25 protein-coding genes are annotated in these 26247 nt (G+C 65.2%); 12 read left to right on the forward strand and 13 right to left on the reverse strand.

What is annotated here, in order from left to right; genetic code table 11:
- Positions 1 to 421: 421 nt before the first annotated feature.
- Genes hisS through ACSQ23_RS20340 form a run of 4 tightly spaced genes read left to right on the forward strand, consistent with a single transcriptional unit; the run spans position 422 to position 4429 of the window.
- On the forward strand, positions 422 to 1867 hold the full coding sequence (gene hisS, locus ACSQ23_RS20325; RefSeq protein WP_436091675.1) for a histidine--tRNA ligase: 1446 nt from the start codon (positions 422 to 424) through the stop codon (positions 1865 to 1867).
- Positions 1864 to 2949 (forward strand): ATP phosphoribosyltransferase regulatory subunit, encoded by a 1086-nt coding sequence (locus ACSQ23_RS20330; RefSeq protein WP_055884788.1) that lies wholly within the window; start codon positions 1864 to 1866, stop codon positions 2947 to 2949. Before hisS ends, ACSQ23_RS20330 begins: the two co-directional genes overlap by 4 nt.
- Positions 2946 to 3680 carry an ATP phosphoribosyltransferase gene (hisG, locus tag ACSQ23_RS20335; protein WP_055884785.1) on the forward strand — a complete coding sequence of 245 codons (735 nt, stop codon included), beginning with the start codon at positions 2946 to 2948 and terminating at the stop codon, positions 3678 to 3680. The genes ACSQ23_RS20330 and hisG overlap by 4 nt, the downstream gene beginning before the upstream one ends.
- On the forward strand, positions 3677 to 4429 hold the full coding sequence (locus tag ACSQ23_RS20340; protein WP_436091676.1) for a TSUP family transporter: 753 nt from the start codon (positions 3677 to 3679) through the stop codon (positions 4427 to 4429). The genes hisG and ACSQ23_RS20340 overlap by 4 nt, the downstream gene beginning before the upstream one ends.
- A gap of 14 nt (positions 4430 to 4443) precedes the next feature.
- On the opposite strand, the gene ACSQ23_RS20345 is transcribed toward ACSQ23_RS20340, so the two are convergent.
- Positions 4444 to 5220 carry a glycosyltransferase family 25 protein gene (locus ACSQ23_RS20345; RefSeq protein WP_055884778.1) on the reverse strand — a complete coding sequence of 259 codons (777 nt, stop codon included), beginning with the start codon at positions 5218 to 5220 and terminating at the stop codon, positions 4444 to 4446.
- Between the two features lie 174 nt (positions 5221 to 5394).
- Here ACSQ23_RS20345 and ACSQ23_RS20350 point away from each other — a divergent pair, with 174 nt between their 5' ends.
- Positions 5395 to 6201 carry a lysozyme inhibitor LprI family protein gene (locus tag ACSQ23_RS20350; protein WP_197421382.1) on the forward strand — a complete coding sequence of 269 codons (807 nt, stop codon included), beginning with the start codon at positions 5395 to 5397 and terminating at the stop codon, positions 6199 to 6201.
- Between the two features lie 112 nt (positions 6202 to 6313).
- On the opposite strand, the gene ACSQ23_RS20355 is transcribed toward ACSQ23_RS20350, so the two are convergent.
- From ACSQ23_RS20355 to ACSQ23_RS20385, 7 genes are all read right to left on the reverse strand, one after another.
- A complete protein-coding gene (locus tag ACSQ23_RS20355; protein ID WP_436091677.1) occupies positions 6314 to 7618 on the reverse strand; it encodes a GH1 family beta-glucosidase in 1305 nt (434 codons plus the stop codon).
- Between the two features lie 251 nt (positions 7619 to 7869).
- Positions 7870 to 8310: an N-acetyltransferase family protein gene (locus ACSQ23_RS20360; RefSeq protein WP_436091678.1), complete on the reverse strand. Its 441-nt coding sequence runs from the start codon at positions 8308 to 8310 to the stop codon at positions 7870 to 7872.
- A gap of 3 nt (positions 8311 to 8313) precedes the next feature.
- Complete coding sequence (locus ACSQ23_RS20365) at positions 8314 to 9393, reverse strand: Mrp/NBP35 family ATP-binding protein (protein ID WP_436091679.1); 1080 nt, start codon at positions 9391 to 9393, stop codon at positions 8314 to 8316.
- 156 nt (positions 9394 to 9549) lie between these two features.
- Positions 9550 to 10203: a fructose-6-phosphate aldolase gene (gene fsa, locus ACSQ23_RS20370; protein ID WP_055884767.1), complete on the reverse strand. Its 654-nt coding sequence runs from the start codon at positions 10201 to 10203 to the stop codon at positions 9550 to 9552.
- Positions 10204 to 10293: 90 nt separating this feature from the next.
- Positions 10294 to 11478 carry an aromatic amino acid transaminase gene (locus ACSQ23_RS20375; RefSeq protein ID WP_055996883.1) on the reverse strand — a complete coding sequence of 395 codons (1185 nt, stop codon included), beginning with the start codon at positions 11476 to 11478 and terminating at the stop codon, positions 10294 to 10296.
- Positions 11479 to 11726: 248 nt separating this feature from the next.
- On the reverse strand, positions 11727 to 12653 hold the full coding sequence (locus tag ACSQ23_RS20380; protein ID WP_055996880.1) for an electron transfer flavoprotein subunit alpha/FixB family protein: 927 nt from the start codon (positions 12651 to 12653) through the stop codon (positions 11727 to 11729).
- On the reverse strand, positions 12653 to 13411 hold the full coding sequence (locus tag ACSQ23_RS20385) for an electron transfer flavoprotein subunit beta/FixA family protein (protein WP_055996877.1): 759 nt from the start codon (positions 13409 to 13411) through the stop codon (positions 12653 to 12655). The genes ACSQ23_RS20380 and ACSQ23_RS20385 overlap by 1 nt, the downstream gene beginning before the upstream one ends.
- A gap of 355 nt (positions 13412 to 13766) precedes the next feature.
- Here ACSQ23_RS20385 and ACSQ23_RS20390 point away from each other — a divergent pair, with 355 nt between their 5' ends.
- The 3 genes from ACSQ23_RS20390 (at position 13767) to ACSQ23_RS20400 (ending at position 16641) form a co-directional block, all read left to right on the forward strand.
- Positions 13767 to 14927: a M20 aminoacylase family protein gene (locus ACSQ23_RS20390; RefSeq protein ID WP_436091680.1), complete on the forward strand. Its 1161-nt coding sequence runs from the start codon at positions 13767 to 13769 to the stop codon at positions 14925 to 14927.
- Between the two features lie 264 nt (positions 14928 to 15191).
- Positions 15192 to 16244: an AbrB family transcriptional regulator gene (locus tag ACSQ23_RS20395; protein ID WP_436091681.1), complete on the forward strand. Its 1053-nt coding sequence runs from the start codon at positions 15192 to 15194 to the stop codon at positions 16242 to 16244.
- 76 nt (positions 16245 to 16320) lie between these two features.
- Positions 16321 to 16641: a hypothetical protein gene (locus ACSQ23_RS20400; protein WP_055884749.1), complete on the forward strand. Its 321-nt coding sequence runs from the start codon at positions 16321 to 16323 to the stop codon at positions 16639 to 16641.
- Between the two features lie 241 nt (positions 16642 to 16882).
- Here ACSQ23_RS20400 and ACSQ23_RS20405 read toward each other — a convergent pair whose 3' ends face one another.
- Complete coding sequence (locus tag ACSQ23_RS20405) at positions 16883 to 18529, reverse strand: alpha-glucosidase family protein (RefSeq protein ID WP_055884746.1); 1647 nt, start codon at positions 18527 to 18529, stop codon at positions 16883 to 16885.
- Between the two features lie 154 nt (positions 18530 to 18683).
- On the opposite strand from ACSQ23_RS20405, the gene ACSQ23_RS20410 reads away from it, so the two are divergent.
- Positions 18684 to 19085: a DUF1761 domain-containing protein gene (locus ACSQ23_RS20410; protein ID WP_436091682.1), complete on the forward strand. Its 402-nt coding sequence runs from the start codon at positions 18684 to 18686 to the stop codon at positions 19083 to 19085.
- A 145-nt stretch (positions 19086 to 19230) separates the two neighbouring features.
- Here ACSQ23_RS20410 and ACSQ23_RS20415 read toward each other — a convergent pair whose 3' ends face one another.
- From ACSQ23_RS20415 to ACSQ23_RS20425, 3 genes are all read right to left on the reverse strand, one after another.
- Positions 19231 to 19638: a cyclic nucleotide-binding domain-containing protein gene (locus ACSQ23_RS20415; RefSeq protein WP_055884740.1), complete on the reverse strand. Its 408-nt coding sequence runs from the start codon at positions 19636 to 19638 to the stop codon at positions 19231 to 19233.
- A 266-nt stretch (positions 19639 to 19904) separates the two neighbouring features.
- Complete coding sequence (locus ACSQ23_RS20420; RefSeq protein WP_055884738.1) at positions 19905 to 20687, reverse strand: SDR family NAD(P)-dependent oxidoreductase; 783 nt, start codon at positions 20685 to 20687, stop codon at positions 19905 to 19907.
- A 2-nt stretch (positions 20688 to 20689) separates the two neighbouring features.
- Complete coding sequence (locus ACSQ23_RS20425) at positions 20690 to 21619, reverse strand: 2-hydroxyacid dehydrogenase (RefSeq protein WP_055884735.1); 930 nt, start codon at positions 21617 to 21619, stop codon at positions 20690 to 20692.
- A 314-nt stretch (positions 21620 to 21933) separates the two neighbouring features.
- Here ACSQ23_RS20425 and ACSQ23_RS20430 point away from each other — a divergent pair, with 314 nt between their 5' ends.
- Genes ACSQ23_RS20430 through ACSQ23_RS20440 form a run of 3 tightly spaced genes read left to right on the forward strand, consistent with a single transcriptional unit; the run spans position 21934 to position 25102 of the window.
- Positions 21934 to 23352 carry a circularly permuted type 2 ATP-grasp protein gene (locus tag ACSQ23_RS20430; RefSeq protein ID WP_055884732.1) on the forward strand — a complete coding sequence of 473 codons (1419 nt, stop codon included), beginning with the start codon at positions 21934 to 21936 and terminating at the stop codon, positions 23350 to 23352.
- A gap of 2 nt (positions 23353 to 23354) precedes the next feature.
- Positions 23355 to 24299, forward strand: coding sequence for an alpha-E domain-containing protein (locus ACSQ23_RS20435; RefSeq protein WP_055884729.1), 945 nt, complete (start codon positions 23355 to 23357; stop codon positions 24297 to 24299).
- Entirely contained in the window at positions 24299 to 25102 is an 804-nt protein-coding gene (locus ACSQ23_RS20440) for a transglutaminase family protein (RefSeq protein ID WP_436091683.1), read from the forward strand. Before ACSQ23_RS20435 ends, ACSQ23_RS20440 begins: the two co-directional genes overlap by 1 nt.
- 151 nt (positions 25103 to 25253) lie before the next feature.
- Here the strand turns inward: ACSQ23_RS20440 and ACSQ23_RS20445 are convergent, their stop codons facing one another.
- Positions 25254 to 26189, reverse strand: a complete 936-nt coding sequence (locus ACSQ23_RS20445; RefSeq protein ID WP_436091684.1) for an AEC family transporter — start codon at positions 26187 to 26189, stop codon at positions 25254 to 25256.
- Positions 26190 to 26247: the final 58 nt, after the last annotated feature.

Here is a 26247-nt window from a genome sequence, read left to right on the forward strand (position 1 = left end):
ATCTCATCCGGGCGCAATGCGGCCCGGTCCTCTGGTTGAGAGACAATGGTGGTGGCGACGGAATCCGGACGCGAAGGCGCCGAATGGCGATGCCGGTTGCTGGGGTTCAGTCGAGGCTAGAAAGGGCTGGAACAGAGGACCCCGGGGAGGGGTCGGCGCCGGTTAGGCGCGAGAGAGACCAGCTGGGTTAACGCCAGGACCGGAAGCGAACATTGAGTGAATCATGCGTCGCCTCCTCTTTGGTTGGCGTTGAACGAAGGGGCTGATACGCCGACTCGGAAGCAATGCCAACCCCGGATGCGACAGGCTGACGCACCACGCATGATACTGTTGCCGCAAAGACACAGGTGGTTTCCTTGAGTCAGCGGGGGCTTTCCGTTAGGAACCAGCCTCAGATTCCGGGCTCTGACCAGCAGACACCATGACCGACAAGAAGAAGCTCATCGCGCCGCGGTTGCCGCGCGGCTTCGAAGATCGTTTGCCCGCCGATATTTCGGCGGTGAACGCAATGACGGCGAAGATACGCGCGGTCTACGAGCGCTATGGCTTCGATCCGGTCGAAACGCCGCTGCTCGAATATACCGAGACGCTCGGCAAGTTCCTGCCCGACACCGACCGGCCGAACGCCGGGGTGTTCTCGCTGCAGGACGACGACGAGCAGTGGATGAGTCTCCGCTACGATCTCACGGCGCCGCTGGCCCGGCATTTCGCCGAGAATTTCGACAAGCTGGCCAAGCCCTATCGCAGCTATCGAGCCGGCTATGTGTTCCGCAACGAGAAGCCGGGGCCGGGGCGGTTCCGCCAGTTCATGCAGTTCGACGCCGACACGGTCGGCGCGGCGGGGCCCGAGGCCGATGCCGAGATGTGCATGATGATGGCCGACACCATGGATGCGCTGGGCCTGGCCGGCAAATACGTGGTGAAGGTCAACAACCGCAAGGTGCTGGACGGAGTGCTGGCGTCGGCGGGTGTCGTCGACGAGGGGCAGAAACTCTCGGTGCTGCGCGCTATCGACAAACTCGACAAGTTCGGCACCGACGGGGTGGCGCTGCTGCTTGGGGAAGGCCGCAAGGACGAGAGCGGCGACTTCACCAAGGGTGCGGGCCTCAGCGACCAACAGCGCGCCGTGGTGCTGAACTATGTGCGTGGCGAAGAGCCGGAGCACAATGAGGGGATTGCCGAGCTCAACGCCATGCAGGCGCTGTTCGACGCGGCTAGCTACGGCGCGGACAGGATCAAGATCGATCCGGCAGTGGTGCGTGGGCTCGAGTATTACACTGGCCCGGTGTTCGAGATCGAACTGACCTTCAAGGTGCAGAACGAGAAGGGCCAGGATGTGGTGTTCGGCGCGGTCGGCGGCGGCGGACGCTATGACGGGCTGGTGAGCCGGTTCCGCTCGGAGCCGGTGCCGGCAACCGGCTTCTCGATCGGCGTGTCGCGGCTCGCTCATGCGCTGCGACTGACCGGCAATCTCGGGGCCGAGGAGCCGCTGGGGCCGGTGGTGGTGCTGGTGCTCGATAAGGAGCAGACGGCGCGCTACCAGGCGATCACCTCGCGGCTGCGCCGGGCCGGCATCCGGGCCGAGATGTTCATGGGCAATACCAAGAACTTCGGTAAGCAAGTCGCCTATGCCGACAAGCGCAACTCGCCGGCGGTGATTATCGAAGGCACGCAGGAGCGCGAACTCGGCAAGGTCCAGATCAAGGACCTGATCGCCGGTAAAGAAGCGGCAAAAGCGATTGCCGACAACGCCGAATACAAGGCAGCGCGGCCGGGGCAGTTCGAATGCGACGGCGACCTCGACGCCATCGTCGCGGCCATCGCCGAACTGCCGGCAGTGGCCGCCTACCTGGAAGCCAACAAGTGAAGACAGCCTCTGAGCGATATGCGGCGCTGGTGCGGCTGGTCGAGTCGCGCACGGTGACCCGCGCGACGCCGGCTCTGCTGCTGCCTGCCGGCCCCTATTTCGACCTCGCGGGCGAGGAATTCGGGCGGAACCTGTTGCTCACGACGACCAATAACGGCGTCGAGTACTGCCTGAGGCCGGATTTCACGCTGCCGATCGCGCAGCAATATCTCGAGGAGGGGCTGACCGGCGCCCCCTCGGCCTACACCTATCTCGGCCCGATCTTCCGCCAGTACCAGTCCACCCCGGTCGAATTCGAGCAGGCTGGGCTCGAACTCCTGGGCCAGGCTGACGCCGACAACGCGCTCGACCAGGTGCTGACCTTTGCGCGTTGGGCGCTGGCCATCTACGACATCACCGCGCCGAACGTGCGGCTGGGCGGGGTCGGGCTGTTCGAGGCGTTCCTCGAAGCGGCTGAGATCCCGGTGGCGTGGCGCAGCCGCATCCGTCACCGCTTCGGTCACCCCGAGGCGCTGGAGCGCCTGATGGAACGGCTCAGCAACCCGGAAGAACGGGTGGAGGCCCCTGCCCCCGATAGCCGTGACACGGTGATCGAGATCGTGACCGATGCGATGCTGTCGGGTGGGCTGAGCCTGATCGGCAGCCGCACGCCGGAAGAGATCGCCGACCGCTACCTCGAAAAGCAGGCGCTGGAATCGGCGCCGATCCCGCCCGAGACGGTAGCGCTCTTGCAGAACTACCTGTCGGTTGCCGAGAGCACCGAGACGGCATTCGAGCGCATCTCGGAGATGTGCAAGCAGGCCGGGTTCGATTTCGACGAGCCGCTGTACCAGGTGCGCAACCACGCGGCGGCGCTGGCGGCGCTATCGCCCAATGCCGACGTGATCTTCGATGCGAGCTTCTCGCCGCGCCTCGATTACTATACCGGCATCGTGTTCGAGATGACCGGCTCGGACGGCGAAGTGCTGGCTTCGGGCGGGGAGTATGACCGCATGCTGGAACGGCTGGGCGCGGGCGAGCCGGTAAAGGCCTCGGGCTGTGCGCTGTGGGTCGACCGGCTCGAGAGGGAGGCCGAACAATGAGCACCTTGCCCGGCGGCCTGACGCTCGCGATCCCCAGTAAGGGGCGGCTCGAGGAGCTGACCCGCAAGGCCTTCTCGACGGCGCGGATGAACATCGCCCGTCCGGGTGGCGCGCGCTCCTATGTCGGCTCGATCAAGAACCAGCCGCAGGTGACGGTACGATTTTATCCGGCGGCCGAGATCGCGCGCGAGCTGATCCTCGGCGGTGTCGATATCGGCGTCACCGGTTCTGACCTGATCCACGAGGCCTCCGAGAACGGCGAAGAAAACGTCCTGTTCGTGCGCGGGCTCGGCTTCGGCGAAGCCAATGTGGTGGTGGCCATTCCCGACAGCTGGATCGACGTGCAGCAGATGACCGACCTCGCCGATGTGGCGTCGGATTTTCGCTCGCGTCATGGCCGCTGGCTGCGCGTCGCGACCAAGTATGTGAACCTGACGCGGCGGCACTTCGCCAAATACGGCATTGCCGAGTACCGCATCGTCGAGAGCGCCGGGGCGACCGAATCGGCACCGGCAGCCGGCTCGGCCGACCTGATCGTCGACATTACTTCGACCGGCTCCACCCTCGCCGCCAACCAGTTGCGCGTGCTGGAGGACGGGCTGATCATGAAGTCGGAAGCGAACCTGATCGTGTCGCGTACTGCCGACTGGACGCCGCTCAGGAAGGCGCAGCTCGAAGCGCTGCTGTCGATCATGGGCGGGGTGCCGCCGGGAATCTCCACCCTGCTGTGAGCTTCGACCTGACGATCCTCGTCGCCTTGGGCTTCGTGGGGCTGCTCGCGGGGTTCGTCGATGCCATTGCCGGTGGCGGCGGGCTGATCGCCATTCCGGCGTTGCTGGCGGTCGGCATACCGCCGGTCACCGCGTTCGGGACCAACAAGCTGCAGTCGGTAGTGGGCACGGTGATCGCCGCCTTCACCTACTGGCGCAAGGGGTTCGTATCGCCGAAACTGCTGGCGGTGGCGATCCCGCTGACCTTTGGCGGCTCGTTCCTCGGGGCGCTGGCGGTCAAGTCGATCGATACGACCGTGCTGCAATATGCCGTGCCGGTGGCGCTGATCGCGGTGGCGCTCTACTTCGCGTTTGCGCCCAGGCTCACCGACGAGGACAGCCACGCCCGGCTCAGCGTAGCGATCTTCCTGCCGCTGATGGGGTTCGCCGTCGGGTTCTACGACGGCATCCTGGGGCCGGGGACGGGGTCGTTCATGACGCTCGGCTTCGTGACGCTGTTCGGCTTCGGGGTGACGCGCGCGGCGGGGCACACCAAGGTGCTGAACCTCACCTCGAACCTCGGGGCGCTGGCACTGTTCATCCCCTCGGGCAACGTGGTGTGGCTCGTGGCGGGGGTGATGATCGTGGGGCAGATCATCGGCGGCTATCTCGGGGCACTCACCGGCATCCGATTCGGCGCGAGGCTGATCCGACCGCTGGTGGTGGTGGTGTCGATCGCGCTGGCGGTGAAGCTGCTGGTGTTTCCGTAGAGCGCCTTGAGCCGTTAGCGGCGGAAAGTCAGGATGCGGCGTTCGAGCCGCCCCTGCAGCAGCGGCAGCGCGAGACTCATGGCGTGCGCGAGCTGCCGTGGGACGGCGCGAAGCTCGTTCAGCACACCCTGCAAACCGCCACGGCTCGACTGGCGCTTGCCGCGGATGTCGGAAGGAACCGCCACCTGTTCCTGCTCGCAGATGGCAGGCTCCAGCACAAAGGGCGCGAGCCGGCCGAACAGCGCCGAGCGGCCGGGGTTGAACATCATCTGGTCGATCGGGTCATCTACCGAGGTGGTGGCATCGAGCAGCGTGCGGGCACCGGCGACGGAGACGACGTAGCCAGCCGTGCCGGCGCACTTGCCGTAGAAGCGGCCGACTCGGCGGCTGTGAGCCTGACGGGTATCGCGATCCATGAACATCGGGCGATGGCGGCCATAGCGTTCGAGCTTGACGACATCGGCGCCCGGGGGGATCCAGCCGGTGTCGGCAAAGAATTGAGCACAATCGTCGGCAAGGATAGCGTCGTCCTCAAGCACGACGGCGTAGGGCTCGCCCGAGGCGAGGAACCGGCGCCAGAACGTCCTGTGGCTCAGCGTGCAGGCAAGGTCGCCGCGGGAGATGCGGCCATGCACGCCGGCCCGCACCTCGATCTCGGCGAACTCGGGGGCGTCGGTCTGGGCATCGACGGCGTCGATGTAGTCGAACTTCAGACCCAGTCGTTCGGCCTGCTGCTGCATAAACGCCCGGCGGTCGGGGCGGCGCGCCAGATTGATCACGTAGACATGCATTCGACACCGCGGGGTGGTCAGGATTGCCGTGCTGCTTCTTGGCCAATGCCGGTGACTATGGCAAGCGCCGTAGGCGGCGGTTCAGGCTTCGTTGAGGACGCACGGAGAGTTGCGTCGTCGGTTGGTGTCAAAAACGCTAGTATCTCGAACAACTTACATTCGGCAGGTGAAATTATGCGCGCATTTCTGGGCCTCATGAGCCTGATGTTTCTACTGCTGGTCGCCTCTCCCTTGCAGGCGGCGAGCTTTGATTGCAGCAAGGCGGCGGCCGCCGATGAAGTGGCGGTGTGCCGCGACGGCGTGACCTCGGCGCTCGACAGCGAGATGGCCGGGCTGTTCTACGCCTACGACAAGGTGCCGATGTTCATGGGCGCCAACGGCGCCCGGCACGACGACGCCGAAGCGTTCCTCGCCGACCGCGGCAAATGCGGCGCCGACATCACCTGCCTGCGCAAGGTGTATGCCGAGCGGATCGCGGCGCTGAAGGCGGAACTGGGCGCGTCGATGCAGCAGTTCTCGGACCTGCAGAACCAGGTGCCGCCGGTGACGGCGCCGATCCCCGAAGGGGTGGAGACGCTGATCGCTGGTTTTGCCGAACAATGCACCAAGCTGGGTGGCACGCTGAACGCCGGCGGCGATCGGCCAGGGCTGCTGAGCGCCGATCTCGATGGCGACGGGATTGCCGATTATGTGATCAACTCGCAGCCGCTGCAGTGCAGCAATTCGGCGACGGCGTTCTGCGGCAATGGCGGCTGCGCCGTGCAGATCGCGGTGTCGTCGGAAAAGTTCGCCGCCCCGATCGAAGCGCTGGGCGGCATGCCGACGCTGGTGCAGGCCGAAACCGGGACGACGGCGCGGCTATGGGTCGACAGCACCAATTGCCCGAAGGCGACGGCGGCTGACGCCTGCTGGGCAACCTACGCATGGGTGGGCGGCAAGCACACGGTGACGTATGCGGCAGAGCCGGCGCCGGCGATGTAGCCTGCGGGTCTCGCGCCTCCCGCACACCCCCTCCCAACCTCCCCCGTCACGGGGGAGGTGCCGCATCTAGCTTGTGGCTCAATCCGTCTACCCGCGACTCAGCGGCAGCGGCTCACCGCGTGTTGTGCAGCATGCCCTGGAAGGCACGGTAGCTGGCCTTGGGCGTCCGCACCTGCGTCTCGTAGTCGACATGCACGATGCCGAAGCGCGAGGTGTAGCCTTGCGACCATTCGTAGTTGTCGAGCAGCGACCAGGCGAAAAAGCCCCTGACATCGGCGCCCTGCCCCTGTGCGTTGGCGACGGCCCGCAGATGGTCGTCGTAGTATTTCACCCGGCGCTCGTCGTTGGTCTCGCTCATACCGGTTTCGGTGACATAGAGCGGCAGCTTGGTGTAGTCGCGGTTGACGCGGACCAGCAGGTCCTCGAGCCCCTTGGGGTAGATTTCCCAGCCGAGATCGCTGGTTTCGAGGTCGCCGGAGCGGCGCTCGGCGCCGAACAGCCCGTTGGGGCCGGCAGCGTAGAGGCCGCGGGTATAGTAGTTGATGCCGAGCCAATCGAGCGGACGGGAGACGACTTCCATGTCCTTCTCGAAGCCCTCGGGCAGGTACTCGGCCAGCCGGCTGGTGAGCGCCTCGGGGTAACGGCCCTTGAACACGCCATCGAGATACCAGCGGTTGAACAGCGCATCGCCGAGGTTCTGCGCTTCGATGTCCTCCGGCTTGTCGGAGGCGGCTTCGGTCTTTTCGAGGTTCAGCACGATGCCGAGATTCTTGACGCTCTCGGCGCGCAGCGCGTCGATGGCGGTGCCATGGGCGAACAGCACGTGGTGCATGGCACGGGACGCGGCGCGAAGATCGCGATAGCCCGGAGCATGAATGCCGAGGAAGTGGCTGAGGAAGGCGACGCACCATGGCTCATTGATGGTGGCGGTGGCGTGGAGGCGATCACCGAAGTGATGTCCCACCACGGCAGCATATTCGGCGAACCAGCTGGCAATATCGCGGTTCATCCAGCCGCCCTTGTCCTGCAGCGGGCTCGGCAGATCCCAGTGATAGAGCGTGGCGTAGGGCTTGATGCCGCGCTCGAGCATGCCGTCGATCAGGCGGTCATAGAACTCGAGCCCTTTGGGGTTCACCACTCCGGTCCCTTCGGGGATGAGGCGCGGCCAGGCGAAGGAGAAGCGATAGGCGTCGAAGCCGCCATCGCGGATCAGGTCGAGGTCGCCAGGCCAGCGGTTATAGTGGTCGCAGGCGATGGCGCCGGTATCGAGGTTCTTCACGTTGCCGGGCGTGGATGAAAACGTGTCCCAGATCGAGGTGCCGCGGCCATCGGTCTGGCCGCCCTCGATCTGATAGGCGGCAGTGGCGGCGCCGAAAGTGAAATTCGGGCCAAGCTCGTCACGCGAAATCGAAAACACTTCTCACTCCTCAACAGGGCGGCGCTTATGCGCTCGTTGTGGTCGTTCAGGGACGGCGATTCTCGACGCCCGCGGATCAATGTAATCGATTGCATAACAGTGCGAAGAAGGGATGTCACCGGTGTTACCGAGAAGCTGGTGGCTGTGGCCCCCCACCCCTGTCCCCTCCCCGCAAGGGGGAGGGAGACCCTCACACTGCTATCGAGGCGATCGTCTCCCTCCCCCTTGCGGGGAGGGATCAAGGGTGGGGGTCAGCCCGCGCCGACGTTAGAGGGCCACCTCAGGAAGATCAGCTCCGGATCGCCCTCGTCGAGCTGCTCGAACAGACCGGTTTGCGCGAAGCCGAGCTGCGGCAGGAGGGCACGCATTGGCGCATTGGACTCGTTGGTCGAGGTCCAGAGCTTCTGGTCGGACGGCGTAATCGAGATGCACTGCTCGATCAGGGTACGGCCGATGCCGGTGCGGCGGAAGGCGGCGCCGACCATCAGCATTTCGATGAAGGGCGAGCGGAAGAAGCTGCGCGTCAATGCGACATAGCCAGCGACGGCGCCGTCGCGCTCGGCGAGGTGGCACTGGCCCAGTGCGACCCACTCGGTAATGGCTTCGCGGCGGTCGGCGCTGTGGGCAGCGACGTGGTCGATGGCGATGAGCGCGTCGATGTCAGCTGCGGTGGCGAGCCGAAGCGACAGCATGGCTCAGGGTTTCAGCTGCGGGCTGGCGGCGAGAATAGCGCGGACGATGGCGCGGAAGGCCTGCGCCTCGGCGCTATCGGGATCGGTAGCGACCACCGGACGGCCGGCATCGGAGCTTTCGCGGATCGACATCACCAGCGGGATTTCGCCGAGGAACGGGATATCGAAGGTGTCGGCGGCGGCTTTGGCGCCGCCATGGCCGAAGATGTCGTAGCGCTTCCCGGTGTCCGGAGCGACGAAGTAGCTCATGTTCTCGATGAGGCCGAGGATCGGCACGTCGGTGCGGAGCAGCATGTCCATCGCCTTCTTGGCGTCGATCAGCGCCAGATCCTGCGGGGTGGAAACAATGACAGCGCCGAGCAGTGGCACCTGCTGGACCAGCGAAATCTGGATATCGCCGGTGCCGGGCGGCAGGTCGACGACCAGCACGTCGAGGCCGCCCCAATCGCTCTCGCGCAGCAGTTGCCGCAGCGCCGAAGTGGCCATCGGGCCGCGCCACACCACCGCCTGGTTGGCGGTGAGCATCGAGCCGATCGACATCGCCTTGAGGCCATAGGCCTCATGCGGGGCAAAAATGCCGTCGTCACGAACCGCAGGCTTACCCTCAAGCCCGAGCAGCTTGGGGATCGAGGGTCCGTAGAGATCGGCATCGAGGATACCGGTGCGGAGGCCCTCGGCGGCAAAGCCAAGCGCCAGGTTGACCGCGACGGTGGATTTGCCGACGCCGCCCTTGCCGGAGCCGACGGCGACGATGTGGCGGACGCCGGGCACGGCTTCGCGCGGCGGCGGACCGGGGCGGCCCTGCGCCTTGGCCTGGCCGGTCGCGGCCTGGGCACGGTCGGAGGTGAGCGACACCATGACCTTGCGACCCTCAGCGACCTTTTCGGCCGCGGCCTGGGCAGCGACGCGGGCCGGACCGAAGGCGGCTTCCATACCCGGCGCAACCGAGATGGCAAAGGCCACGGCGCCGGTGGTGACGATGATCTCGCTCAAGCCGCCATAGCCCGCCAGTTCGCCGCCGCCGGGGATTTCGACGGAAGCGAGCGCGTTGCGGACGGCGGTGGCGATGAGTTCATTGGCCATGGGGGAAGCCTTGCCTGAATTTCCCCGCTGTCACCGGGTCATTCCCGCGCAAGCGGGAACCTCTGTTTGCAGTGGATGCGGCGCGCTCCGAAACGGAGGTTCCCGTTTTCGCGGGAATGACTCCGAGTGTGTGGCGCGCGCCCTGCCTTCAGCCGATCAAAGGATCGACTGGCCCGTCGACTTCCAGTCTTTGACGAACTGCTCGAGGCCCGACTTGGTCAGCGGGTGGTCGGCCAGCTTGTAGATCACCGCCGGCGGGATGGTGGCGACGTCGGCGCCGGCCAGAGCCACCTCGGTGATGTGGTTCGGGGTGCGGATCGAGGCCGCGAGGATCTCGGTGGCGAACGAATAGTTGTCGTAGATGGTGCGGATGTTCTCGATCAGCTCGACGCCGTCGGCGTTGATGTCATCGAGGCGGCCGATGAACGGCGAGATGTAGGTGGCGCCGACCTTGGCCGCGAGCAGCGCCTGGTTGGGCGAGAAGCAGAGCGTGACGTTGGTCTTGATGCCTTCCTTAGAGAAGGTCTTGGTGGCCTTCAGCCCATCGATGGTCAGCGGCACCTTCACCACGACGTTCTCGGCGAGCTTGGCCAGCACATGGCCCTCGGCGATCATGCCGTCATAGTCGGTGGCGGCGACTTCAGCCGACACGGGACCAGGAACGATCGAGCAGATCTCCTTGATCACGTCCTTGAACTGGCGGCCGGATTTGGCGATCAGCGAGGGATTCGTCGTCACCCCGTCCAGCAGGCCGGTTTCATAGAGATCGCGGATGTCCTTGATCTCGGCGGTATCGACGAAGAACTTCATTTCGTTCCCCTCCAAGGGAGATGGTTAGCTGCTCTTTAGGTAGTCACAAACGGCAGTCGAGACAACGTCTCAGCAAAGCAGAGATCGGTCTCAGCGGATCGCGGCGAGCATCTTGTCGGCGAGTTCGCCGATCCGATCCTCGGGGATTCCCGCGACGTTGATGCGACTGTCGTTGATCATGTAGACGCCGTCGTCGAGCTTGAGCTTGGTGACGACATCCTCAGGCAGGCCGAGCAGCGAGAACATGCCGGTATGCTCGGCGATGAAATCGAAATCCTTCGAGTTCGAGCGCTGCCGGATGGCGTCGGCAAGTTTGACGCGCAGGCGCTTCATCCGTTCCCGCATCTCGGTGAGTTCGGCTTCCCACTCGGCGCGCAGTTCCTTGTCCTCGAGAATGACGCGGACGATCTCGGCGCCATGGTCGGGGGTCTGCGAAATGGTGGCGCGGATGACGTTCTGCATCTGCGAGGAGACGACGTCGGCCGACTCGGAGTCCCTGGCGATAGCGATGGCGACGCCGGCGCGCTCGCGATAGAGGCCGAAATTCTTCGAGGCCGAGAAGGCGACCATCGACTCGGGCACCGAGGAGACGACCTTGCGCACGCCATAGGCATCGGCTTCGAGCCCATCGCCGAAGCCGAGATAGGCGAGATCGACCAGCGGGAAGGCGCCGGTGCGCTGCAGGCTCTCGACCACCTCGTCCCACTGCGCATTGGTGAGGCTGGCGCCGGTCGGGTTGTGGCAGCAGCCGTGCAGCAAGACGATATCGTCGGAAGTTAGGGTGTCGAGCGCCGCCAGCATGGCCGGGAAATCGACGATGCGGGTCTTGTGGTCGAAATACGGGTAGTAGACCGGGGTCAGGCCAGCGAGTTCGGCCATCGGCCAGTGGTTCGGCCAGCTCGGGTCAGAAATGAAGATGCGGCCCTTAGGGCGAGCGCGGCCCAGGACGTTCATCAGGATCGACAGCGCACCGGTACCGCCGGCGCCGTTGACGCAGCGGATCCGCTTGTTGTCGACGACACCACCCAGCGCCAGATCGACGATGGCGGCGGAGAATTCCTTGTTGCCGACCACACCCTTGTAGGTCTTGGTCTTGGCGCTATCGAGGATGCGCTGCTCGGCCTTTTTCACCGAACTCATGACGGGCGTGACGCCCTTGGGATCTTTGTAGACGCCGACGCCGAGGTCGATCTTTCCGTCGCGGGGATCGGCGGCATACTCGGCCATCAGCACGAAAATCTTGTCGAGCGTGGCCTTCTTCAGGGTCTCAAACATCAGGTCTGTCCGGGGAAAACGAGAGCGGGGTGTTTATAGGCGGTGGCGGGGGAATTGCAACGGGGCGGATAGTCTGGGTTGGTGCATGTGGCCCCACCCCACCAAGCTCCGCTACGGTCCTTACGGACCAAGCTGCGCTACCCTCCCCTTGAAGGGGAGGGAGAGGCAAGAGCCGACGCTGCCGTGAGCGTCTCCCTCCCCCTTGTGGGGAAGGGATCAAGGGTGGGGGTGGGCCACAGACACCAGCCCTACCGTTTCAACCCCGCAATCAGCTGCGGCACCACTTCGAATAGGTCCCCGACCAGCGCGATATCGGCGATCTTCATCAGCGGCGCCTCGGGGTCTTTGTTGATGGCGATGATCTTCTTGGCGCCCTGGATACCGGCGAGGTGCTGCAGCGCGCCGGAGATGCCGATGGCGATGTAGAGGTCGGGCGCGATGATCTTGCCGGTCTGGCCGACCTGCCAGTCATTGGGGGCGTAGCCGGCATCGACCGCAGCGCGGGTGGCGCCGACAGCAGCGCCGAGGACTTTGGCAAGGTCGGAGACCAGCGCGAACTTTTCGGCCGAGCCGAAGGAAACACCACCGGCGACGACGACCTGGGCGGTCGAGAGTTCCGGCAGATCGCTCTCGGTGCGGTGCGCGGCGAGGAAACGGGCGACCGCCGCCACGTCGGCATCGACGGAATGGGCAGGGGCATTGTTGCCTGTCGCCGCCGGGCGGAAGGCCGAGGCACGGATGGTCAGCAACTGTTTGCTCTGCCCCGAAGATACCGTCTCGATGGCATTGCCGGCGTAGATCGGCCGATCGAAGCGGGTCGGGCCGTGGATGGCGACGACATCGGTCACCGGCATCAGGTCGAGCCGCGCGGCGAGGCGCGGGATGGCGTCGCGACCGGTGGCGGCAGCGGCGGCAACGATATGGGTGTAGGGCTCGGCGAGGCGGGCGAGCAGCGCGGCGACGGCCTCTGCCGATTGGTTGGCAAGCGCGGCGCTGTCGGCAACGAGCACCTTCTCAACGCCGGCAAGCTTTGCGGCTTCGGCGGCAACGGCCGAGACGTCCTGTCCCGCGACCAGCAGATCGACCGGGCCAAGCGTTTCGGCGGCAGCGACGATACGGGCCGTGGCGGCGGAGAGCACGCCGAGATCGTGTTCGGCGAGAACGAGGACGGCCATCAGAGCGCCTCCAGCTCGGAAAGTTCAGACTGAATTGCTGCGGTCAGTTCGGCAGCATCGGCGACCCGGCGCCCGGCCATGCGCTCGGCCGGCGGGCTCACCTTCTCGAGCTTGAGCCGCGGCGTGAGATCGACCCCAAACTCGGCGGCAGGGCGCACGGCCAGCGGCTTCGAACGCGCCTTCATCACCATGGGCAGCGCGGCGTTGCGCGGGGTGTTGAGGCGGAGGTCGGCCGTGACGATGGCGGGCAGCGAGACACCAACCGTGGCGCGGCCGTAGTCGACCTCGCGGGTAACTTCGAGTCCGTCGCCCGTGACCTTGATCTCCGAAGCGAAGGTCGCCTGCGGCCAGTCGAGCAGGCCGGCCAGCATCTGGCCGACCTGGTTGGAGTCGTCGTCGACGGCTTGCTTGCCGAGCAGCACCAGATCGGGCTGTTCCTCGGCAACGACGGCCTTGAGGAGCTTGGCCACCGCCAGGGTTTCGACGCGGCCATCGGCCTCGATCAGAATGCCACGATGCGCGCCCATGGCGAGGGCGGTGAGGATGACGTCGTTGCTCTGCTTGGGCCCGATCGAGACGACGACAATCTCGGTGGCGTGGCCGGCTTCACTGAGCTGCACCGCGGCCTCGACAGCGTGCTTGTCGAAGGGGTTCATCGACATGCGCACGTTCTCGGTCTCGACGCCCGAGCCATCGGAACGGACACGGACGCGCACCGCGTGATCGACGACGCGCTTGACGGCAACGAGGATTTTCATCGGTTCCTCCAGTGTTGCCGGGTGTTTGGCAAATATGACGGAGAGGGGCAAGTTCGGACGGGGAATTTCTGACTACTGGAGAGTGGGTTGGGAGAATGGCGTGCCTCTCGCTCCAGGAGAGGCCGGCGCGTGGTGACCCCCACCCCTGTCCCCTCCCCGCAAGGGGGAGGGCGACTAAAACGCTGACATCAGTGTATGCGTCTCCCTCCCCCTTGCGGGGAGGGGACAGGGGTGGGGGTCCGCAGCCACCGGCCCAGGCGTCCGCGCACCCCATCCGCAAGATCGTACCTTCGGCGGGTTGACGCCCTACCCTGCTCCCCCGCACAGTGCGCGCTTACTAGCGTTCAGGTCTTTCATGCCCGTTATCAATCGTATCGCGGAATTCGCCGACGAGGTCGCCGAATGGCGCCGCGACTTCCATGTGCACCCCGAACTTCAGTACGAACTGCCCCGCACATCGGGGAAAGTGGCCGAGCTGCTGCGCTCGTTCGGCGTCGACGAAGTGGTTACCGGCATCGCCCAGAGCGGCGTGGTGGCGGTGATCAAGGGGCGTGGACCGGGCAAGAATATCGGCATCCGCGCCGACATGGATGCGTTGCCGATCCTCGAGCGCACCGGCCTCGACTATGCCAGCCAGACGCCCGGCCGCATGCACGCCTGCGGGCATGACGGCCACACCTCGATCCTGCTCGGTACCGCGAAATACCTGGCCGAGACGCGCAATTTCGACGGCAACGCCGTGCTGATCTTTCAGCCGGCGGAAGAAGGCGGCGCCGGTGGGCGCGCCATGGTGGAAGCCGGGATCATGGACCGCTTCGGCGTCGACGAGGTCTATGGCCTGCACAACATGCCCGGCCAGGCGGCCGGCAGCATCGCCATGCGGGTCGGCGGCCTGATGGCGGCGAGCGACGAGTTCAACATCGTGATCGAGGGTCAGGGCGGACATGCCGCCTGGCCGCAGAACACGGTGGACCCGGTGATGATCGCGGCACAGCTGATCACGGCACTGCACACCATCGTCTCCCGCGATATCGATCCGATCCGCTCGGCGGTATTGTCGGTGACGATGATGCAGGGCGGCGAGGCGTTCAACATCATCCCGCAGAAGGTGAAGCTCACCGGCACGGTGCGCTCGCTGAACGACGAAGTGCGCGACCTGATGGAAGAGCGGCTCAAGGCCGTGACCAAGGGCATCGTCGAAACCTTCGGCGGCAAGGCCGAGGTGAACTACCGTCGCGGCTATCCGGTGGTGGAAAACACGCCGGACGAAACGGCCTATGCCGCGGCCATCGCCGCGACCGTGGTGGGCGAGGACCGGGTGGACGCCAATGTCGACCCCAAGATGGGTGGCGAGGACTTTTCCTACATGCTGCAGGCGCGGCCGGGCGCCTATGTATTCCTCGGCAACGGGCCGAGCTCCGAACTGCACTCGGACACCTACAATTTCAACGACGAAATCATCCCGGTTGGGGTGAGTTTTTTCGTGAAGCTGGTCGAGGGTGCGTCGCAGAGATAGCAGTGCTTGGGGCTACCCCTCACCCCGGCCCTCTCCCCCGGGAGCGCTTATTGCGCCCCTTGGAGGGGCGAGGGGGCGATGGGCTCACCGGCGGTGCCACACGCGTCCCCTCGCCCCTCTGGGGAGAGGGAGGCGGATGAGGCCAAGGGCCTCACCGCGGGGTGAGGGGCGCCAAGCACTCGATATTCGCCCAACGGCCTGCTTCCCCCACGCGGCAAACTCGTCGATAGTTAGCGTCCTAGCCATCTCGACTCGTTCCGCCAAATGACCTCCCCCCTGCCCGCCGGCACCATTGTCCGCCGGACACTCGTCACATTGCTGATCTCGGCGGCCGGTGGCGGATTGGCGGCGCTGGTCAATCTGCCCGCCGCGTGGCTGATGGGTGGGGCGCTCGCGGTGGCGATCGCGGCGCTGCTGGGCGTCAAGGTGATGCTGCCGACCTGGCTGCGCGACGCGACCTTCGTGCTGACCGGATTGTCGATGGGCGCGGCAGTGGCGCGCGATTCGCTGACGCTGATCGTGCAATGGCCGGTGACGCTGGCGGCGCTGGCGGTGGAGCTGATCCTGATCATCACGCTCACCGGGTTCCTGTTACGCAAACTGTTCGGACTCGACCGCGGCACCGCCTATCTCAGCTCCTTCCCCGGGCATCTGAGCTTCGTGATGTCGATTGCGGCAGCGGGCGTCGGCGATACTCGGCAGATCATCATCATCCAGGTGATCCGCATCCTGATCCTCACCATCTGCGTGCCGATCGGAGCGCTGTTCCTGCCGATCGGGCACTACGAAGGCGCGCCGGTGCAGGATCCGATGGGGTTCGAGACGCTGCTGCCGGTGGCCATCGCCTGCGCCATCGCGGGGTTCATCCTGACCAAGCTCCGCGCTCCGGCCGGCTATGTGCTCGGCGCCATGGCGGTGGCGATCTGCGCCAAGTTCGCCGGGCTGTTCGAGGGGGCAATGCCACAGCCATTGCTGATCGCGACCTTCATCCTGATCGGCGGACTGATCGGTTCGCGCTTCAACGGCATCACCCGCGCCGAGTTCAAGCAGGCAGCGATCGGCGGGCTGGCCGGCACGGCGCTGACCGTCGCCATCGCCACGGGGGTGACGCTGGCTGTGGCGCCGTTCGTCGACATGCCGTTCGGGCAGATCTGGCTCGGGCTCTCACCCGGCGCACTCGAAGGGATGGGGGCGCTCGGCATCGCGCTGGGGTTCGATACGGCGTTCATCGCGGCGCACCATGTGAGCCGGCTGCTGATGCTCACCTTCGCCATCCCGGTGGTCGCGATGCTTATTCGGGACAAAGAGTTGCCCTAGGCGACAAGGACTTGCCGTAGGCCGCAAGCCTGCCCAAATCCTCCGGCACATGCCTCCCGGTCCATTGGAGACTCAGATGCTGCGTCCGCTTGTCCTCACCATCGTTGCCGCCACCCTGTTCGCGGCCGGCCCGGCGATGGCGCGCGAAAACTGCAACCTCAACGACAACCTGCCGGGGCTGAAAATCGAGTTCGGCTTCTCGGCGGGTGGCAAGTCGGGCGGCGACGGCGACAGCTTCGACCAGGAGGTCGTGAAGATGGAACTGCGCCGGCGCGGCGTCGACGCCCGCTCGGTGAGCTTGGCGTCGGACGGCTGCGTCGAGGCCTTCGTGCAGTACCCCGATGGTACCTGGCACAGCGACTATTATGACCCCGATACCTGGGAACAGGTGGACTGAGGGTTAGATCGCGCCAGCGCATTTCATCGCCGGGCCGTGCCGGCCCAATAGCTGAGCTTGGCTTGGCTTGGCCTCGCTCCACCCACCGGCTGTCATCCCTGCGAAAGCAGGGACCCAACTCACAGCCCGAGCAGGTGGATAACCGGACGAGGGCTGCGCCCTCGCCGTGGGGTCCCAGCTTTCGCTGGGATGACACCGTAGTTGGGGTGGTCGCAGTGGGTCAGCCCGCACCGCAGGCTGCTTACTTCGACCTCCTTCTGCCGCCGAACGCCACCTTCATTTCCCCGGTCGCAAAGAAGGCGAAGCCGTTGGCTTCGAGCTTCAGCTTGCTCTTGCGGCGCTCGGCGCCGTGCGAGAGCTCCAGCGGCTCTAGCCCTTCGCCCCCGTCGAGCGTCACGGTGAGCGGGTCGGCGGAGAGGTTGAAGAGGCACGTGATGGCGCCGTCCTTGCCGGTGCGGCGGAAGGCGAGCAACGGCTCGGCGACTTTCAGGAATTCGATATCGCCTGACGCGAAGACCGGGTGGGCGCGGCGGAAAGCCAGCGCCTTGCGGTAGAAGCTGAGAGTCGAGTCCGGGTCGGCGTTCTGGACGGCGACATTCAGAGCCGAGTGGTTCGGCTTCACCGGCAACCACGGCTTCACACTGGAGAAGCCGTTGGGGGCGTCGCCCTCTTCCCACGGCATCGGGGTACGGGCGCCGTCGCGGCCCTTGTATTCGGGCCAGAAGCGGATGCCCGGCGGGTCGGTCAATTCCTCGAACAGGATATCGGCTTCGGGTAGACCGAGCTCTTCGCCCTGATAGAGACAGACCGAACCCTTGAAGCTCAGCAGCATCGCCGCCGCCTGGCGGGCGAGATCGGCCGGGTTCCGTGAATACGGCGCCCAGCGGGTCATGTGGCGGTTAACGTCGTGATTGGAAAAGCTCCAGCACGGCCAGCCATTCGGCGCGCCGGCGAAGAACTTCGCCATCTTGGTGCGGAAGTGTTCGGCGGTGAACTCGGGGCCGAGCATGTCGAAGGTATAGGCCATGTGCAGCTTGTCGCCGCCGGAGGTATATTCCTCCATCAGTTGCAGGCCGCGATGGCTGTCGCCGACTTCGCCGACCGTGGTGGTGCCCGGATACTGGTCGAGGAGTTTGCGCACCCGCTTCAGGAAGCCGACGTTTTCGGGCTGGCTCTTGCCGAACTTGTGGTCCTGCATGTCGTATGGGTTGACGGCATAAGGCAGGTGCTTGGGCCGCCGCGCCGGCGGGTTGTTCCTGAGCTGCTTGTCCTGAAAATAGTAGTTCACCGTGTCGAGCCTGAAACCGTCGACGCCGCGCTCGAGCCAGAAGCGCATGACGTCGAGCACTGCATCCTGCACGTCGGGGTTATGGAAGTTGAGGTCGGGCTGCTCGATCAGGAAATTGTGGAAGTAGTACTGCCCGCGGCTGGGATTCCACTCCCAGGCGCGGCCGCCGAACACCGATGGCCAGTTATTGGGCGGCGAGCCGTCGCGCTTGGGGTCGGCCCAGACATACCAATCGGCCTTGGCATTGGTGCGGTTGAGCCGGCTCTCGCGAAACCACGGATGCATGTCCGAGGAATGGCTCAGCACCTGGTCGATGATCACCTTGAGACCCAGCGCGTGGGCGCGTTTGATCAGGTCGTCGAAGTCTTCGAGGCTGCCGAACAGGCGGTCGACTTCCTTGTAGTCGGAAACGTCGTAGCCCATGTCGCGCTGCGGTGACTGGTTGATCGGCGAGAGCCAGATGCAATCGACGCCGAGGCTGGCGATGTGATCGAGCCGGCGCATGATGCCGGGCAGGTCACCGATGCCGTCGCCGTTGCTGTCCTGAAACGAGCGTGGGTAGACCTGATAGATCACCGCGCCGCGCCACCAATCCGTCATCGAAGTCTCCGCCGTTTCGTATTTGCAGTGTCGCGAGGGGCCACCGGAAAGGCAATCGCTTTGACGGCATGGGGGTTCCGCGTCGATTGCGGCGCAGTTTGCTTCGGCGGTAGAATTTATCCGGGCGCGAGGGGCGCCCTGGGGAGTTCAAACAATGCTGCCGATCAACTGGTTGGCCGTGCTTGTCGCCGCGATCATCCGCATGGCCGTGGGCTTTGCCTGGTATTCGCCGCCGCTGCTGCTGAAGCCGTGGCAGGCGCTCACCGGGGTGACGCCGGAGACGATGAAGGCGGGGCTCGGCAAGGCGATGGTGGTCGATGTCATCGCCTCGCTGATCATGTCGTTCGCGCTCGCCAACATCATCGTCGGCGCCAACATCGCCGACTGGCTCAATGGCGGGCTGGCCGGCTTCTGGGTCTGGCTCGGCTTCATGGCGACGCTGCTGGTGTCGCTCTGGGGTTACGAGAACCGCTCGCTGAAGCTGATCGCCATCAACCTCGGCAACAACCTGATTGCGCTGGTGCTGATGGGGGCGCTGCTGGCGGTTTGGCGGTAGTGGCGGCCTGGCGCTTCCTGTGAGAGTTGGAAGCGGCTGGCGGGTAGCGACGGGCTACTCGGACCAGGCGCATTTCAGCAATGATTTCCGCCGCATCGTCGGGCGGGCGCCGTCGGACTATGCACGGGCGGTACGGGGCTGACCGTCACTCGTCGCCGCGGACGGCAACCGCCTGCTCCACCTTGGCGAGGACGGCAGGAAACCGCTCGATGTAGGAATCGAGATGCAGCCGCTGGATCATCAGGCACTTGGTCTCGCTGAGCGCCCTGACGCTGGCGATCCGCGTCGTGTGCTTCATGTTGGCGATCTCACCGAAAAAGTCGCCGACTCCCAGCTCGTTGACGCGCTTTTCCTCCGGTTTGCCGAGCGCCTTGATGACTTCGACGCTGCCAGAAACAATAAGGAAGAATGCGGCGCCGACGCGTCCCTCCCGGAGAATGACCCGCCCCGGCTCGTAGGTTTCGAGGCGCGTCGACGGGATCAGCTCCTCGAGGTCCGCTGCGTTCAGCTCGTGAAACAGCGGTGTCTGCTGCAGCAGCTCGACTATTTCCATTGGCGCCAACTCCGACGGAAATCTCGCGACAAGCAAATACCCGTCTGTGCGCGGGGTCAACGTGGTTGGTAGGTCGGGCACTTCGGCCGGTCGTTGCATCTGCCACAAACGCGATGTCATGCCAGCGAAAGCTGGGCCCCCTCGGCGAGGGCTCCGCCCTCGTCCGGCATCGGCTGGCTCAGGTGGCGAGTTGGGTCCCTGCTTTCGCAGGGATGACATCCAGTGTTGGGTGAGTGCGGGGCCGGGCCGGCCCCGCCACCCGTGTCTCAGCTCTCGTAAGCCGCCGCTGGGAACTGCGTGGCGTACTTGCCGCCCGAGCAGTCGATCGAAGCGCCGGTGATGTAGTGGGCCTGGTCGGATGCAAGGAAGCAGATGAGGTTGGCGACGTCCTCGGGGTTACCCCACTGGCGCAGCGTCAGGGTGTCGAGCAGCCGCTGCTGGCGGGCGTCGGGCAGCTTGGCGAAGCTGTTCATCTCGGTCGGGATCATCCCCGGCGAGTAGGAATTCACCGTGACATTGAACGGGCCGAGCTCGCCCGCCAGTACGCGGGTGAACTGCACCACCGCCGACTTGCTCGCCGCATAGGCGGCGCTGCCGATCGAGGGGATGATGGCGGCGAATGACGCCGCATTGAGGATACGCCCGGAGGCCTGGCGCTGCATGATCGGCGCCACCGCCTGGCACACCAGGAACGTGCCCTTGGTGTTGGTATCGAAATTGGCGTCCCATACCGCCTCGGCCAGCTTGTCGACGCGCGCCCCGCTGGCGACGCCGGCATTGTTGACGAGGATATCGACCCGGCCGAACGCCTCGTCCACGGCGCTCACCGCGGCGTTGACCTGGACCGCCTCGCGCACGTCGCAGAGGATACGGAGGCCGGGCCAACCGGCCTCGGTCCACTCCATCGCGGCATCGTCGAGCAGATCCTGGCGGAAGTCGATGATCGCGACGGTGACGCCTTCGGTGGCGAGGGTCCGTGCGATGACGCGGCCGATGCCTCGGCCGGCGCCGGTGACGATGGCAACTTTGCCCTTGAGATCAATCAGCATGATCAGACCACCGCGCTGAGCAGGGGTTCGCCGGCGAAGTGCGCGACGATATTGGCAACGACGAGATCGCCCATTTTGTTGCGTGTCTGGTGCGTAGCGCTGCCCTGGTGCGGCGACAGCACGACATTGTCGAGGGCGAAAAAGCCCTCGGGCACCTGCGGCTCCTTCTCGAACACGTCGAGCGCCGCGCCGCCGAGCTTTTTCGATTGCAGCAGTTCCAGCATCGCCGCTTCGTCGATCAGCGTGCCGCGGGCGACGTTGACGATGAAGCCCTCGGGGCCGAGCGCCTCGAGCACTTGGCGCGAGACGATCTTCTCGGTGCCCTTGCCGCCCGGGGCGATGATCACCAGCCAATCGCTGTCACGGGCCATGTCGATGAGCTTGTCGTAGAAGATGTAGGGTTCGTCGTGCTGGCGGCTGCGGCCGTGATAGACGACGCGCATCTTCATGGCCTGGCAGCGGGTGGCGATCTCCTTGCCGATGCGGCCGAGCCCGAGGATGCCGACGGTCTTGCCGTTGAGCTCGGTGAGCAGCGGGAAGCCCGAGTTCGGCCACTTGCCCTGGCGGACAAACTGGTCGCCCTGCGGGATACGGCGGGCGAGCCCGATCATCAGGCCAAGGGTGAGCTCCGCGACCGCATCGTTGAGCACGTTCGGGGTATTGGTGACGCGGATGTTCCGCTGTTTGGCTGCCTTGGTGTCGATCGAGTCGTAGCCGACGCCGAAATTGGCGATGATCTCGAGCTTGGGGAGCTTGTCCATCAGCGCGCCATCGACATTGCCGCCGGCGATAGCCCGGATCTTGCCGGCCACCGACTTGATCAGCGCCTCCTTATCTGCCGCCTCGTGCAGTTTGTGCACGGTGTAGCGTTCGGCGAGCGCCTTCTCGCAGCGATCGAGTAGCTTGTGAGTCTGGAGAATCTCTTCCGGCATTGGTCCCATCCCTTATCGGCGCAAGGTTGTATGGCAGTTTTGCGCGAGGGTGAAGGCGACGTTGGTGGGGGTAGGATCGTGTCGGTCGGCCGGTGGCTGTGGCCCCCCACCCCTGTCCCCTCCCCGCAAGGGGGAGGGAGACCAAAACACTGACGCCAATGAAAGCGTCTCCCTCCCCCTTGCGGGGAGGGGACAGGGGTGGGGGTCAGCTCGCACCGGGTGCGAGACATTCACGCCGAACCCGGCTTGTGGCCTTTCAGCAAAAGTGTACCAATGAGTCCCGAGTGGGATAGGCCGCAAGCCCTTGGGAGTTGATGTCCGCAACGCCGTTTGACGAAATGACCAATGCGGATGCCTCTGTCCGCGCGCCCTACCACATCCTGGAAGAGTGGCTGAAAGAGCAGCCTCCGCAAGCCCTGGGTCTGATGTCGGCTGACGCCGAAGCCCTGTTCCGACGCCTCGGCATTACCTTCGCCGTCTACGGCAGCAACGAAGGCACCGAAAAGCTCATCCCGTTCGACATCATCCCGCGCATCATCTCGGCGATGGAATGGCGGCGACTGTCGAAGGGCATCGAGCAGCGGGTGCGGGCGCTCAACGCCTTCCTCTACGACATCTACCACCGCCAGGAGATCCTGAAGGCCGGGCGGGTGCCGGAAAAGCTGATCCTCAACAACTCGGCGTTCTGCCCGGAAATGATGGGGCTAGATCCGGCGCGCGGAGTCTATTCGCACATTATCGGCGTCGACATCGTCAGGACCGGCCCGGACGATTTCTACGTGCTGGAGGACAATCTCCGCACCCCCTCGGGCGTCAGCTACATGCTGGAGAACCGTGAGGCGATGCTGCAGCTCGCCCCGGAACTGTTCCAGCGCTACAAGGTGGCGCCGGTCGAGACCTACCCCGAAACGCTGCGCCGGACGATGGAGAGCGTGGCGCCGGGGGGCGTGCATGGCTCGCCCAACCTCGTGGTGCTGACGCCGGGCATCCATAACTCGGCCTATTTCGAGCACTCGTTCCTCGCCGACCAGATGGGCGCCGAGCTCTGCGAGGGCCAGGACCTGTTCGTCGATGGCGGCAAGGTCTACATGCGGACCACCAAGGGCCCCGAGCGGGTCGACGTGATCTACCGCCGCATCGACGACGATTTCCTCGACCCGCTGACCTTCCGGCCGGACTCGATGCTGGGCGTGCCGGGGCTGTTCGATGCCTATCGGGCGGGCAACGTGACGCTGGTAAACGCGCCGGGCACCGGCATTGCCGACGACAAGGCGGTCTATGTCTACGTGCCGGAGATCATCGAGTTCTATCTCGGTGAGAAGGCACTGCTCAAAAACGTCCCCACCTATAACTGCACCAATGACGATGAGCGGGCTTATGTGCTCGAGCATCTCGAGGAACTGGTGGTGAAGGAAGTGCACGGCTCGGGCGGCTACGGCATGCTGGTCGGGCCGGCCTCGACCAAAGCGATGCGCGAGGAATTCAGGAAGAAGATCCTCGCCCGGCCCGACAATTACATCGTGCAGCCGACGCTGGCGCTCTCGACCTGCCCGACCTTCGTCGACAAGGGGATCGCGCCACGGCATGTGGATTTGCGGCCCTATGTGCTGTGCGGCGACGATATCCGGATCACCCCCGGTGGACTGACGCGCGTGGCGCTGAAGAAGGGCTCGCTGGTGGTGAACTCGTCGCAGGGCGGCGGGACCAAGGACACCTGGGTGCTGGAGGACTGACCATGCTCGGACGCACCGCACAGAATCTCTTCTGGCTCAGCCGCTATATCGAGCGGGCCGAAAACATGGCCCGGATGTTCGAGGTGGGCTACCGCATGAGCCTCACCTCGCGGCGCGAGGGGGGCGCTTCGGAGCACCTGGTGTCGATGCTGCAGGCCGCCGAGGCCGACGAGGGCTTCAACCTCAAGCACAAGCAGGCGGACGTCGCGAGCGTCGCGCACTACATGCTGTTCGACGAGGAGAACTATTCCTCGGTGAAATCGTGCCTGCTCGCGGCGCGGACCAATGCGCGGTCGGTGCGCACGGCGCTGACCACCGAGATGTGGGAATCGATCAACGCGGCGTGGCTCGAGTTCTCCGCCATCCGGCCGCGCGACATCTCGGGGGCCAAGCTCCAGGAGCTGCTGTTCTGGGTCAAGCAGGTGAGCCATCGCTATCGCGGCGCCCTGCTCTCGACCTTCCTCCGCGATGCCGGCTATGCCTTCAGCCAGATCGGCAATTTCGTCGAGCGGGCCGACAACACGGCGCGCATTCTCGACATGAAGTATTATGTGCTGCTGCCACGCGCCACCATGGTGGGCGGCGATGTCGATATCCAGCAATGGACGATGATCCTCAGGGCTGCCTCGGCGCATCGCAGCTATCGGCACGTCTACCACGACCGCTACAAAGCCTGGAACATCGCCGATTACCTGATCCTCAGACCGGAAATGCCGCGTTCGCTGATCTTCTGCGTGCAGTGGATCAACCGCACCATCGATATGCTCGAGGAAATCTATGGCGAACGCACGGCCGGGCATGATGCCGCCGATGCGGTGACGGCGCTGGTGATGGACGCCAGTGTCGACAAGATCTTCGAGCATGGCCTGCACGAGTTCCTGACCGAGTTCATCGACCGCAACAACCGCATGACGGACGCCCTCGCCGAAAGCTACAATTTCTACTGATGAAGATCGCTATCCGACATTCGATGAGCCTTGGACTTGGCGCCGGCGTGGCCCGCGGGGTGCAGCACGTGCTGCTGACGCCGGTGAGCGGGCCGACACAGACAGTGCGCGAGTGGACGATCGACATGCCCGGCTTCGAGAGGGCGGCGAGCTTTGTCGATGCCTTCGGCAACCGGGCGCAGCTGGTCAGCCAGATCAAGCCCGACCCGGAACTGGTGATCACCGTCGCCGGGATCGTCGAGACCATCGACCGCAATGGGGTGATCGGCCGGGTACAGGGCGACATTCCGCCGGCGCTCTATCGCCGCCCGACCCCGGCCACCAAGGCGGCGGGGGCGATTACCTCAAAATTCCGCGCAGCGCCGAAGACCGGGCAAGACCGCATCGCCTTGCTGCACGCGCTGATGGCACGGGTCGCCGAAGTGGTGGGCGGGAGTGAGCAGACGCAGATGCAGGACGGGCAGAGCCAGAGCCAATCGCTGGCAGCTGCCGTCCATCCGCCGGCCAGCGACTACGCGCATGCCTTTATCGGCGCGGCGCGAGCACTGGAAATCCCGGCGCGCTATGTCACCGGCTATCTCCACGGCTCCGACAGTGATCAGCCGGCACTGCACGCCTGGGCCGAGGCCTGGGATGATGGGCTGGGCTGGATCGGGTTCGACGCGATGCTGCTGCTCTGCCCGACCGACAAGCATGTCCGAGTCGCAGTCGGGCTCGACGCCACCTCGACCATGCCGGTCCGCGCGATCCCGGTCTCCGGCGAGCCGCAGGTGCTGGCGATGAGCGTCGAGGCGGCGCAGTAGGATCATCCTGAGGCCGGTGGCTGTGGACCCCCACCCTTGATCCCTCCCCGCAAGGGGGAGGGAGACGCGGACTGTGATGCCGGTGTTTTCGTCTCCCTCCCCCTTGCGGGGAGGGGACAGGGGTGGGGGTCAGCGAGCACCAGCCGTTGGGCTAAAGCCCCAGCACATACAGCCAGCCGCTCACCGTCAGGATGCTCAGCACCGTCGAGATCAGGATGGTGTTGGCGGCGATGTGGACGGAGCGGTTGTAGTAGGTGGCGAAGACATAGACGTTGATGCCGGCCGGCATGGCGGCGAGCAGCACGCCGTAGCGGGCGAGATCGTGGTCGATGTGCAGGATCGGCACCATGATCACCCAGGCGATGGCCGGCTGCAGCAAAAGCTTCAGCAGCGACATGGTGAGCGACTGCCCCCAGCTGTCGCTGAGCTTATAGTCGTTCAGCGCCCCGCCAAGACCGAACAATGCAGCAGGCGTGACGGCGGCGGCCATCATGGTGATGAAGGCCTCGGCCGGCTCGACCAGCGTCACGTTCATCAGGTTGGCGGCAGCGCCGAGCGCAATGCCCCAGAGCAGCGGGTTGGCAACCACCCGCATCAGCGCCACACCAAGGGTCTTGTGGAGCGGAGCGCCGTCGCGGCGCAGCAGCTCCATGGCGATCATGCCGGCGGTGATCAGCACCGGGGCATGGAAGGCGATGATCGAGAAGGCGGTGGCCAGCGCTTCCGCGCCATAGGCGCGCTGCACCACGGGAATGCCGACCAGCACGGTGTTGGTGAAGGTGGCCGAAAAGCCCGAGGCGACGGCTTCGCCCGGCTTGTTGCGGAACAGCTTGGCCGAGATGACGATGCCAACGATGAACACCACGATCGCCCCGACATAGAACGGCATGATGACGCCCCAGTTGAACGTCGTCGCGAAGTCGGTGTTGAGCATGGCGTTGAACAGCAGGCACGGCGTCGCGAAGTTGTTCACGAACACCACCAGCCCACGCACCCCCTCGGACGGAAACAGCCTGAGCCGCACCGCGCCATAGCCCAGCGCGAGCATGGCGAAAACCGGCAGGATGACGTTGAGAATGGCGAGCATGGTCGGCCGGTCGGGAGAGGTGTTTCCTGATGCACGGGATGGGCGCGGGGGTCAATGA

Source organism: Devosia sp. LjRoot16 (genome assembly GCF_964252795.1).
Lineage (GTDB): Bacteria > Pseudomonadota > Alphaproteobacteria > Rhizobiales > Devosiaceae > Devosia_A.

Bases quoted from the DNA above. Each gene is read 5' to 3' on its own strand.
- ACSQ23_RS20440 (WP_436091683.1), top strand. From the start codon at position 24,299: ATGAAGATCGCTATCCGACATTCGATGAGCCTTGGACTTGGCGCCGGC.
- ACSQ23_RS20350 (WP_197421382.1), top strand. From the start codon at position 5,395: ATGCGCGCATTTCTGGGCCTCATGAGCCTGATGTTTCTACTGCTGGTC.
- ACSQ23_RS20425 (WP_055884735.1), bottom strand. From the start codon at position 21,619: ATGCCGGAAGAGATTCTCCAGACTCACAAGCTACTCGATCGCTGCGAG.
- ACSQ23_RS20365 (WP_436091679.1), bottom strand. From the start codon at position 9,393: ATGGCCAATGAACTCATCGCCACCGCCGTCCGCAACGCGCTCGCTTCC.
- ACSQ23_RS20360 (WP_436091678.1), bottom strand. From the start codon at position 8,310: ATGCTGTCGCTTCGGCTCGCCACCGCAGCTGACATCGACGCGCTCATC.
- ACSQ23_RS20390 (WP_436091680.1), top strand. From the start codon at position 13,767: ATGCCCGTTATCAATCGTATCGCGGAATTCGCCGACGAGGTCGCCGAA.
- ACSQ23_RS20345 (WP_055884778.1), bottom strand. From the start codon at position 5,220: ATGCATGTCTACGTGATCAATCTGGCGCGCCGCCCCGACCGCCGGGCG.
- fsa (WP_055884767.1), bottom strand. From the start codon at position 10,203: ATGAAGTTCTTCGTCGATACCGCCGAGATCAAGGACATCCGCGATCTC.
- ACSQ23_RS20445 (WP_436091684.1), bottom strand. From the start codon at position 26,189: ATGCTCGCCATTCTCAACGTCATCCTGCCGGTTTTCGCCATGCTCGCG.
- ACSQ23_RS20430 (WP_055884732.1), top strand. From the start codon at position 21,934: ATGTCCGCAACGCCGTTTGACGAAATGACCAATGCGGATGCCTCTGTC.
- ACSQ23_RS20380 (WP_055996880.1), bottom strand. From the start codon at position 12,653: ATGGCCGTCCTCGTTCTCGCCGAACACGATCTCGGCGTGCTCTCCGCC.
- hisG (WP_055884785.1), top strand. From the start codon at position 2,946: ATGAGCACCTTGCCCGGCGGCCTGACGCTCGCGATCCCCAGTAAGGGG.
- hisS (WP_436091675.1), top strand. From the start codon at position 422: ATGACCGACAAGAAGAAGCTCATCGCGCCGCGGTTGCCGCGCGGCTTC.
- ACSQ23_RS20385 (WP_055996877.1), bottom strand. From the start codon at position 13,411: ATGAAAATCCTCGTTGCCGTCAAGCGCGTCGTCGATCACGCGGTGCGC.
- ACSQ23_RS20400 (WP_055884749.1), top strand. From the start codon at position 16,321: ATGCTGCGTCCGCTTGTCCTCACCATCGTTGCCGCCACCCTGTTCGCG.
- ACSQ23_RS20415 (WP_055884740.1), bottom strand. From the start codon at position 19,638: ATGGAAATAGTCGAGCTGCTGCAGCAGACACCGCTGTTTCACGAGCTG.
- ACSQ23_RS20410 (WP_436091682.1), top strand. From the start codon at position 18,684: ATGCTGCCGATCAACTGGTTGGCCGTGCTTGTCGCCGCGATCATCCGC.
- ACSQ23_RS20420 (WP_055884738.1), bottom strand. From the start codon at position 20,687: ATGCTGATTGATCTCAAGGGCAAAGTTGCCATCGTCACCGGCGCCGGC.
- ACSQ23_RS20405 (WP_055884746.1), bottom strand. From the start codon at position 18,529: ATGACGGATTGGTGGCGCGGCGCGGTGATCTATCAGGTCTACCCACGC.
- ACSQ23_RS20375 (WP_055996883.1), bottom strand. From the start codon at position 11,478: ATGTTTGAGACCCTGAAGAAGGCCACGCTCGACAAGATTTTCGTGCTG.
- ACSQ23_RS20435 (WP_055884729.1), top strand. From the start codon at position 23,355: ATGCTCGGACGCACCGCACAGAATCTCTTCTGGCTCAGCCGCTATATC.
- ACSQ23_RS20395 (WP_436091681.1), top strand. From the start codon at position 15,192: ATGACCTCCCCCCTGCCCGCCGGCACCATTGTCCGCCGGACACTCGTC.